This window comes from Maribellus sp. YY47, from assembly GCF_023111095.1.
Lineage (GTDB): Bacteria > Bacteroidota > Bacteroidia > Bacteroidales > Prolixibacteraceae > Draconibacterium.
In genome coordinates, this window is record NZ_JALGYW010000034.1 from 19105 (window position 1) to 29088 (window position 9984).

Genomic DNA, 9984 nt, shown 5'->3' on the forward strand with positions numbered 1-9984 from the left:
GCCAAGAATCGAAGCTGCTTGTAATTTAGCCCGGCAAATTAGCATGCGGCATTTTGTATGCCTCTAACTATATCACAAAGCCAATCAACGTACAGTGCGTGACGAAATACCTCTTTCGCTGTCTTATTCCTTCATTTTCATCACATTATTGAGTACAATATTCGATGTTTCGGATGGATCAATTTTATTGTAGCTGATTATCTCACCGCTTCCCTTGTAGATTCCGTTGCTAAAGCTACAGTCTGCAATAGCTTCTTCAATTTGGATCAACGACTGCCCTTCTCCGATAATATTCATCGCATGGATATTATTAATATTTCCGGGCAGAGAATTTTTACCATACCCTCTTCCGCCAACCAGCATTGCATTGAATCCTCCTTCTGATATTATTCCGTTCAGATATACATTATTGATACTGGCCACATCGTTTGCCCGGATGGCAATGGCACGCGTTGAACTTTTGCAAACAATATTGGTAATGTAAATATTTTCGGTGTTATCTTCCGGCCCCCTCCAAGCCCTGGAGGTCACCATAGTAGAATTAACCGTTCCTCCTTCCGGGTGTTCAGCATATAACCCCAAGGTTGACAAGGCAATAAAATCGTCACCCGTTACCCCTGAAATATTATCAATACGAAAATTTTTACACCCATGACGCAGGTCAATCCCATCCCTGTTTGCGATGAAAACGTCTTTGCCGTTTATTTTCTGGAACTCCGGACAATTAAACCGGATATCAGAAATATCAGCGTTCAGCGTGCGCTCAAAACTTACTGCCCAGGCCTGTGCATTTTCAATCGTTACATTTTTCAATTTGAATCCATCTACATAAGCCATCAAAATCATGATATTTCGCCAATCGCCTTTTTGTTTCACCCCTTCCTTTCCGGCATCTGTACCAAAACTAACCCTCCAGTTACCCGATTTTCGTTCTTCCTCTGGGTCCAATGTCAACGTGCGACCTGAGTCGCCCGTTGAACGCGGATGGGCGGCCCCTTTTAAATACACATCTCCAATTCCAATAATATTTATATTTCTAACCCACTCCGAATCTGTAATTCCAATTCCCACATTGTTGCTCCGAAACATGTTATCCCTGCATTGATCTGATAACTGAAGCACACAATTTTCCAACAAAACAGTGATATTACCCGGCAGAACTATCGCACTGTCCAGCAACCAAACCTGCGACCCGTTCGAATTTTCATACGGGATAACAACTTTCCCGGTAGTTTTTGCGGCCAAATCGACGGCTGCCTGAATCCGCTCAATATCGCTCCCTTCGAACTGGTTAGGCGTAATATCTTTCGTACTGTTTCTTTTTTGATTTTGATCCCAACAGCCCGATAAGGCTGTCAACAATAAAAAGGAGAAGAAAAATAATTTCGGCATAGTTTATTGGTTTATGGTTTATACTGCTCAATCCCAAAACTAATCATAAAAAACAAGTTAATTATGTTCCCGATAAACGAACCAATTATTTCCTCTGAATTGAGCTCATTCAAAAAATGACAACTAAAATCCAATCCCCTATTTGAAAAATGGATTTAATTCTTTTACTTTGTTTTTCAAAGTACTTTTAGACTAATATGAAAACCACAGAAAATTACCTCGCCGAGATTAAGGAAATCCGCAAAATGATGGAAGATTCCAGCCGCTTTTTATCACTCAGCGGTTTATCCGGAATATTAATCGGAATTTATGCACTGGCCGGAGCATTCATTTTCTACCTAAAGATGAACACTCAGCAGGCTGTGGAGTATACCAATTCAATTGAAATTATTTCATTGATGGTTTTTATTGCGGCGACGGTACTGGTAGTTTCACTTATTACCGTGGTTTTACTCACCTACAAAAGAGCCAGTAAAGCCGGAAAGAAAATATGGAATCCCGGATCGCGTTTAATGCTGATCAACCTTGCCATTCCGCTGGTAAGCGGCGGTTTATTGATACTCATTTTCATATTTAACGGTGTGTACGAGATCGTTGCTCCGGGCTGCTTGATTTTCTATGGACTAGCACTTGTTAATGCGGCTAAGTTCACTCGTCAGGAGATTTTTTACCTTGGAATTTTCCAGGTTTCGCTTGGGGTACTCGCTGCATTGCTCCCGGCCTGGGGATTACTTTTCTGGGCGCTTGGATTTGGAGTAATGCATATTATTTATGGAACACTGATGTATTTCAGATACGAACATTCATCAAAAAACTGAGCCGTGAAAAGTAGTTTTCAGAATTTAAACAAAGCTTTTGACAACAAAATCCGGCTGGGAATCATGTCGGTGCTGTCAGTTAATTCGCGGTCTTCCTTCAACCAGTTGAAAGAAGTACTGGAGGTAACCGATGGCAACCTGGCAAGTCATCTGAAAGCATTGGAAAGTGCAGGCTACATTGCCGTAAACAAGAGCTTTATTAACCGGAAACCAAACACCAACTATGAAATTACACCCTCGGGAGCAGCAGCCTTCGAAAGCCATTTACAGGCACTGGAAGAAATATTGAAACAACTCTAATTTTTTTTATCCACAAACTTTGAATTTCAAAGTTCTTTGAATGACTCAATAAAAAAACATAAACAAATGGAAACAAAAGATTTTTTACAGGAAAAACAAAAGTCTGTCAACTGGCAGATCACCTTCAAAGTGTTCATCATTGGTGCCATCACCCTTGCATTGCTGGTCCCCAAATTTATGATACTTGGACTGATTAACGAGCGGCAAGGCACAGCCGAAGTCACCAAACAAGATGTTATGCAAAAATGGTCGCTGGCACAAACCGTCCGCGGACCGGTTTTGATGATTCCCTACATTGAACGCAGTTTTGATGTGGATGGAAAGGAAATCAGCGAAACCATCCGGCAAACATATACATTGCCACAAACGCTTAAAATAGGGAGTGAAATTGATCCTGAAAAACGAAAAATAAGTATTTACGAAGCAGTGGTGTATGAGGCAGGAATTAAAGTGGCGGGTAATTTTGAACTCCCCGACTTTAATACGCTTAAGATTTCTCAAAAAGATATATTATGGGAGAAAGCAAAAATCCTGGTTTCCATCAGCGATTTACGTGGAATAAACGATAAAGTGGAACTCAACTGGAACGATTCCGTTTTGTCTTTTCTTCCCGGAATGGATAACCGCTTGTTCGGAAATAACGGAATATCACTTCCGCTAACGTCTCTGTCTCCCGAAAGTTTCCCCGCCAACTTTCAATTCACGCTTCATTTAAAAGGTTCTGAATCGCTGAATTTTGCGCCGCTGGGCGAAACCACCGAGGTAAATATGCTTTCAAAGTGGAATGATCCGGGATTTGTGGGCAGTTTTTTACCGGCAGATCATAACATCAGCAAGGATGGTTTTACCGCCGACTGGAAGATTCTGAATTTTAACCGTAATTTCCCTCAAATGTGGAAAAACGAGGAATACCGCGTTACCGACGCCGATTTTGGAGTGAAACTCGTTACCATTGCCGACCATTACCAGAAAAGTTCCCGAGCCGCCAAATACGGGATTATGGTTATTCTGTTTGTGTTTCTCTCCTTCTTTTTAAACGAAATTATCACAAAAAACAGAGTGCACCCATTTCAGTACATCCTTGTTGGCTTTTCCGTTCTAATCTTCTATTTACTGCTGCTTTCCATATCCGAACAACTTGGATTTAACCTCGCCTACCTGATTTCGGCCATAGCGGTGATTACTATGGTTCTGTTTTATTCAAAAACCTTCCTGAAAAGCTGGGGCAATGCGATTATCCAAACCCTGATCCTTACTTTCTCATTCGGATTTATTTTTGTTTTAATGCAATTGGAAACTTACGCGCTTTTAGTCGGTAGCATTGGTTTGTTTGTGGTATTGTCCCTTACGATGTTCTTTACGCGTAAGATTAACTGGTACAATGAATAAGTGAACGAAATAAGCCCCCAAACATTTACTTCAGAAAAACAATTTCGATTGATGAAACGACTTTTTGATATACTTTTTTCACTGATCGCTCTTACCATATTTTTAATTCCAATGCTCGCTATTTCTATCATACTCAAACTCATAGAAAAACATCCGATAATTTTCAGACAGGAGCGCATCGGAATAAACGGCAAGAAGTTTGAGATACTAAAATTCCAGACGATGGTAAACGATATTCCCTCCCAAACGGGCAAAATTCTCAGGCGAACCGGGATTGATGAATTACCCCAGTTTTTCAACGTGCTCAAAGGCGACATGAGCATTGTAGGCCCGAGAGCATTAACACGTTACGACATCGAAAGACTTGGCTGGAATACGACATATTATTTGCAAAGATGGAAGGTGAAACCCGGAATATCCGGATTTGCTCAGATTTATGGAGGACAACACAAAAAGACATCGTGGTTCTGGGACAAAAAGTATTCGGAAAATGCAAGTTTGCCCGTCGACCTTATTGTAATCCTTATTTCATTTTTAATGAATATTCTCGGAAAACAAAGGGGCCGAAACCTTATCTGGACTAAGAAAAGCCTGAGATGAAACAAGCAGACAAATATTTTTTTTAATGAAACCCAATAAAAATACATTGATAGATAAATGAAAGTAAAACTGATTTTACCGTCATTAACCGAAGCAAAAACAGCATACTGGAGACCTATAAAATATTCATTATTTCCTCCCCTGGGATTGGCAACTCTCGCGGCATATCTCGATGAAAATGACGAAATTGATTTACAAGATCAACACGTAGAAAAACTGAACCTGATTGATTCACCAGATTTGGTACTGATAGAGGTGTATATTACAAATGCCAAAAGAGCTTATTCAATTGCGGAACAATATCGCAGCAGAGGCATTTTTGTTGCCTTGGGTGGATTGCACGTTACCTCGCTGCCCGAAGAAGCAGAAAAATATGCTGACACAATATTTCTTGGGCCGGCAGAACAAACATTTCCGGAATTTCTATCCGATTTCAAATTAAAAAAGATAAAACGAAGATATGTATCAATAGCCGGAAGAACAATTCAGAACCAGCCTCCGATTAGAAGGGATCTGATAAAACGGGATAAATATTTAGTGCCAAATTCACTTGTAATTTCAAGAGGTTGTCCACACCACTGCGACTTTTGCTATAAAGACGCTTTCTTCAAAAACGGTAAATCGTTTTATACACAAAAAGTAGATGAAATCTTGCTTGAAATATCAAGACTGAAAGGACGACATCTGTATTTTCTGGATGACCATTTACTAGGCAATCCTAAACTGGCAGCAGAACTATTTGATGGGATGCGCGGAATGAACCAAGTTTTTCAGGGCGCGGCTACCGTCAAATCGATACTTGAAGGCAACCTTATTGAGAAGGCTGCCGAAGCCGGATTAAGAAGCCTTTTTGTCGGGTTTGAAACTTTTTCTCCTAAAAACCTGCAACAAAGCAACAAAAGTCAGAATCTAAAGCTCGATTATGAAAAAGCAACACGAAAATTACATGATTTGGGCATAATGATTAATGGCAGTTTTGTTTTTGGACTTGATGATGACGACAAAGATGTTTTTAAACGAACAGTCGATTGGGGTATTGAAAATGCCATAACTACCGCTACTTACCACATTTTAACACCATATCCGGGAACCAGGTTATTTGAGCAAATGGAGAAAGAACGTCGAATTGTAACTCATGACTGGGATTTATACGACACCCGGCATGTTGTTTATAAGACCAGATCGTTAACCTCTTCTGAATTAGAAAATGGATACTGGAGGGCATATAAAGAATTTTACAAATGGAGCAATGTAATTAAAGCATCATTCAGCCACGACCAGTTAAAACATCAAATGAAGCACCTGGTTTATACCGGTGGATGGAAAAAATTTGAGGGATTATGGAATTTCATAATAAATGCGGGTGGACTAAAAACCATGCTTCCATTACTTGAATTATTATTATCGAAAGTTGATTATAAAACCGACCAGACAAAAGACGCGATTATTAATAATCTGAATGAAACCGACATCGAATTAACAGCCTAAAGCCCGATAAACATTCTCAATTTTTCACTAAAACTCTTTATCCCCAAATTCGCTGGACGGAAGTTTTGATTTTCCGTTTTTCCAGTTGAGATTGTAGCTCAGGTTCAACACCACAAAATCGGTTTGATAAATATAGTTGGTGGTAGTATAAAACTGTTCGCCCCAGGTTGTTATCCGCTGCCGGTGCGATTCATGCATCCCTAAATCGATGTTTTGCCACTGAACCGTTGCCGTTAGTCGTTTATCCAGGAATGTCTTTTTTACCGAGAGGTTGGGAATCAGGTAGCGCGAATCCTCCCCTTGTGCTGTTGGCCGCTTGGAAAGGTAATTCACATTGCCGTTCAAACTCCACGTTGAACTTAAATTAAAAGTGGTGTTTACATTAAAAGAATAACCCCATTTTGAACTATTTACGTCAATCGCAGGTTCTCCCAATATCTCCAGACCGCCTTTATAAGTCTGTTTGAAAAGATTTCCACCCGCAAAGAAAGACCACCATTGGGTTAAATGCAAATCCGTTCCCAGTTCAAAACCATATGCTCTACCCCGATCCACATTGGTATAAACCCGGTTCAGAATAGAATCGTTAAAAACGCTGTTTACGCGTTGAACCGGATCTTTACTTGATTGCAGATAGGCAGTAAGATAGGCTGAACTTCCACCTTTAAAGGATTTTACCAGTCCCAGTTCTGCAAGGGTAACAAACTCAGGCTTTAAGTCAGGGTCACCAACCTCGAGTGTTTCCGAATGCTCGCGCTCAGGAATCGGATTCAACTGGTTATTAGTAGAACGTTGAATCCTTCGGCTAACTCCTGTTTTTACTTTCAAATCGGGAGAAATATTGTACTGGATATTGAGCGTAGGAAAGAAATTCGAGAGTTTCAGTACATGGGGATCAGAATCAAACGACAACTTCACAGAACGGCGTGAATATTCATAACGCAAACCAACTATGTATTCCAGCTTCTCATTACTTGCAGAGTACTGGCTGTAAACCGAATTGATGGTATTTTCTGAGTAAGCCGTCCCGCTAAACATTTCGTTGGAAGCAGTTAGATCGTCGGGAGTAACGCTGTAATCAAATACGCCATCCTGCTTATCGTTTCTAAACTGATAACCGGCCTCCAGTTTTCCCACTCCCACTTTGCGGGCGTAATCCAGTTTCAACCGGTAACCTTCAATTGGCTTTTCATAAGGATTCTGCACATATTGTTGCAAGGTTCCACCGGGTCCAGTCAGGTTACGGTTATGTGTATTTCCATACAAATCATCGTATTCGTAAAGTGCCGAAGCTGTTACCGAAGACTGATCTTCAAAAGTGTGGGTAAAATCAATGTTGCCCAAGGTAAAGGTTCCCTGCTTGATCTGATTATTGGCATTATAATAAGGTGCGTCATAGATTTTTTCATGCGTATCCAGTGTTTCCTGCCAATTCGAATAATTGAGGTTGGCATCGCGCTCCTGATACCTTTTTCCAGTGTAAATACCGGCCGACAAAACATTGGATTCATTCAACTGAAACCGAATGGATGCCCGGGCCGCATAATCGTAGCGATTAAAACTTCTTTCCCCTTCCGACGACATGTAATTGATCGTATTGTTTTCAGGATTCTTAATCCACATATTCCCAACACGGTAGCCTTGCAGGTCGTTCCGGTTGTAGTTTCCGCCCAGCGTAATATCCCACTTCCCTTTTTGATAACTGTATGTCAGGTCGCCACCAAAACGTTTGGCTTCCCGATCATTTCCAAAATCGGTGGTTCCGGGCAAACCGTATTTCGCATTCACAATCACACCCGATCCACTATTGTGCGCATTTTTTGTAGTCACATTAATAATCCCGGCTTTTCCATCAGGATCATATTTAGCTGAAGGAGAAGTGATCAACTCTATGTTTTTTATGGCATTAGCTGGAATCTGGCTCAACGCCGCCTGAGCATCGCTTAAAACCGGCTTACCGTTTAGCAAAAGCAGAAATCCTCCCGATCCTCTCACCGTAATATCGCCTTCAGCATTAACAGCTACCGAAGGCATATTTTTTAGCACATCTACTGCATTTCCTCCTCGCGCCGATTCAAATTGTTCGGCACTAAATGTTTGCTTGTCAATTTTACTGATGGTGTTGATCCTGGCTCCAGTGACATTCACCTCTTCCACCAGTTCGCCTGCAGGATCTAAAGCGATGGTTCCCACATTTAATCTGAGATGATCTTTCAATTCAAAAACTTCGGTTTGCTTTGTTTCGTAACCTAAAAACTGTGCACGCAGAAAATACTGCCCCTGCTTTAATTTTTCGATCTTAAAATTACCTGTGGCACTGGTCACTCCTCCGGATACAATGGAAGAATCGGAAGAAAAATACACGACAACATTGGCGTATTCCAGTGGTTGACTATTTGATTCGTCTCTTACTATCCCAACAAAGCTTCCATTCTGGGCAAAAGTTAATACTGAAAACAAAACCAGAAAGATGCCTAAAATGGTCCTTTTTAACTGCTCCATCACTCTTAAATGCGTTACTTAATTTGCAGAACGTTTATCGCTCTACCAAACAGTCATCAAATTCAAAAGTTTATAAACCCATTATTTTCAGACATAATTATCCTTTTTCATGCACCTCCTGAAAATAAAATTGAGCGGTAAAAATCATAGGTTGTTCTTTTAATGGTGATTATCGATCGAAAAAACCGTAAAGTATTTGATAAATAACAATTTATTTCTACTTTTGCACGTCCAAAAATTTGGATAAATATTTTTAACCATTTAAAAATTAGATGATTATGTTGAATCAGTATGAAACCGTTTTCATTTGTACTCCCGTTTTATCTGAGCCACAGGTAAAGGAAGCGGTAAAAAAATTCAGGGACATCATCACTGAACACGGAGGTGAGATGCTTCACGAAGAAGATTGGGGAATGAAAAAACTGGCTTACCCGATCCAAAAGAAATCTACTGGCTTTTATCACATGTTTGAGTTTAAAGCTGATCCTGTATTTATTACGAAGTTAGAAACTGATTTCCGTCGTGATGAGCGCGTTATTCGTTTCATGACCGTTAAACTCGACAAATATGCAGTAGCATACAGCGAGAAAAGAAGAAAACTTCAGAAAGCAAAAACAGAAAAAAAGGAGGATTAAACCATGGCACAAAGTGAAATCAGATACCTGACACCACCGTCAGTAGAAATCAAAAAGAAAAAATATTGCCGTTTCAAGAAAAACGGAATCAAATATGTGGATTACAAAGACCCGGAATTCCTGAAAAAATTCCTGAACGAACAAGGTAAAATTTTACCACGTCGTATCACCGGAACTTCATTGAAATACCAGCGCAAAGTTGGACAGGCTGTTAAACGTGCCCGTCAGATCGCATTGCTGCCGTTTGTAACCGACATGTTGAAATAAAAAAGGAGGACTTGAAATGGAAATTATTTTGTTACAAGACGTGGAACGTTTAGGAAGCAAGGATGACGTAGTAAGCGTGAAAGACGGTTACGGTCGTAACTTCCTGATTCCACAGAAAAAAGCAATAGTTGCTACCGAATCAGCAAAGAAAATTTTGGCTGAAAACATCAGACAACGTGCACACAAAGAAGCAAAACTGAAAGAAGAAGCTACCAAGTTGGCTGAACAAATCGTTGCCAAGAAAATTACTATTGGTGCAAAAACAAGTACCTCTGGAAAAATCTTTGGTTCGGTAAACACTATTCAGTTAGCTGAAGCATTGAGCAAAAAAGGATTTGAGATCGACCGCAAGCAAATCACAATTCCTGAAGACAGCATCAAAGAAGTGGGTACCCACAAAGCCGTTATCAAATTGCACAAAGAAGTGAAAGTTGAGATCGAATTTGAAGTTGTGGCTGAATAAGCAGTGACTAGTCCTAAATAAGCGTTACAGATTATTGGACTAAGTTAATAGATTCACAGACCGTTTCAAAGCTAGCTTTGAAACGGTCTGTTCTTTTATAGCTTTTAATTTTAATGGTATCTTGTTTGTG

The 9984-nt window shown here is 40.2% G+C and carries 10 protein-coding genes; 8 read left to right on the forward strand and 2 right to left on the reverse strand.

Translation table 11 applies throughout. From position 1 onward, the window contains the following. Positions 1-123: 123 nt before the first annotated feature. Positions 124-1392, reverse strand: a complete 1269-nt coding sequence (locus MR764_RS19405; RefSeq protein ID WP_247981117.1) for a glycosyl hydrolase family 28 protein — start codon at positions 1390-1392, stop codon at positions 124-126. 197 nt (positions 1393-1589) lie between these two features. Here MR764_RS19405 and MR764_RS19410 point away from each other — a divergent pair, with 197 nt between their 5' ends. The 5 genes from MR764_RS19410 (at position 1590) to MR764_RS19430 (ending at position 5987) form a co-directional block, all read left to right on the forward strand. Continuing rightward, on the forward strand, positions 1590-2210 hold the full coding sequence (locus MR764_RS19410; RefSeq protein ID WP_247981118.1) for a hypothetical protein: 621 nt from the start codon (positions 1590-1592) through the stop codon (positions 2208-2210). A gap of 3 nt (positions 2211-2213) precedes the next feature. Then, positions 2214-2510, forward strand: coding sequence for a transcriptional regulator (locus MR764_RS19415; protein WP_247981119.1), 297 nt, complete (start codon positions 2214-2216; stop codon positions 2508-2510). A gap of 66 nt (positions 2511-2576) precedes the next feature. Continuing rightward, on the forward strand, positions 2577-3899 hold the full coding sequence (creD, locus tag MR764_RS19420; protein WP_247981120.1) for a cell envelope integrity protein CreD: 1323 nt from the start codon (positions 2577-2579) through the stop codon (positions 3897-3899). A gap of 51 nt (positions 3900-3950) precedes the next feature. Continuing rightward, positions 3951-4499 carry a sugar transferase gene (locus MR764_RS19425; protein WP_247981121.1) on the forward strand — a complete coding sequence of 183 codons (549 nt, stop codon included), beginning with the start codon at positions 3951-3953 and terminating at the stop codon, positions 4497-4499. A 57-nt stretch (positions 4500-4556) separates the two neighbouring features. Continuing rightward, positions 4557-5987 (forward strand): radical SAM protein, encoded by a 1431-nt coding sequence (locus tag MR764_RS19430; RefSeq protein WP_247981122.1) that lies wholly within the window; start codon positions 4557-4559, stop codon positions 5985-5987. A 27-nt stretch (positions 5988-6014) separates the two neighbouring features. Here MR764_RS19430 and MR764_RS19435 read toward each other — a convergent pair whose 3' ends face one another. Beyond that, positions 6015-8489: a TonB-dependent receptor gene (locus tag MR764_RS19435; protein ID WP_247981123.1), complete on the reverse strand. Its 2475-nt coding sequence runs from the start codon at positions 8487-8489 to the stop codon at positions 6015-6017. Positions 8490-8767: 278 nt separating this feature from the next. Here MR764_RS19435 and rpsF point away from each other — a divergent pair, with 278 nt between their 5' ends. The 3 genes from rpsF to rplI are packed head-to-tail and all read left to right on the forward strand — an operon-like array spanning position 8768 to position 9854. Then, positions 8768-9124, forward strand: a complete 357-nt coding sequence (rpsF, locus tag MR764_RS19440) for a 30S ribosomal protein S6 (protein WP_247981124.1) — start codon at positions 8768-8770, stop codon at positions 9122-9124. Between the two features lie 3 nt (positions 9125-9127). Beyond that, positions 9128-9391, forward strand: a complete 264-nt coding sequence (gene rpsR / locus MR764_RS19445) for a 30S ribosomal protein S18 (protein WP_119436245.1) — start codon at positions 9128-9130, stop codon at positions 9389-9391. 16 nt (positions 9392-9407) lie between these two features. Next, the gene (gene rplI, locus MR764_RS19450) at positions 9408-9854 is read left to right on the forward strand and encodes a 50S ribosomal protein L9 (RefSeq protein WP_247981125.1); all 447 of its coding nucleotides are present in this window, start codon (positions 9408-9410) and stop codon (positions 9852-9854) included. Positions 9855-9984: the final 130 nt, after the last annotated feature.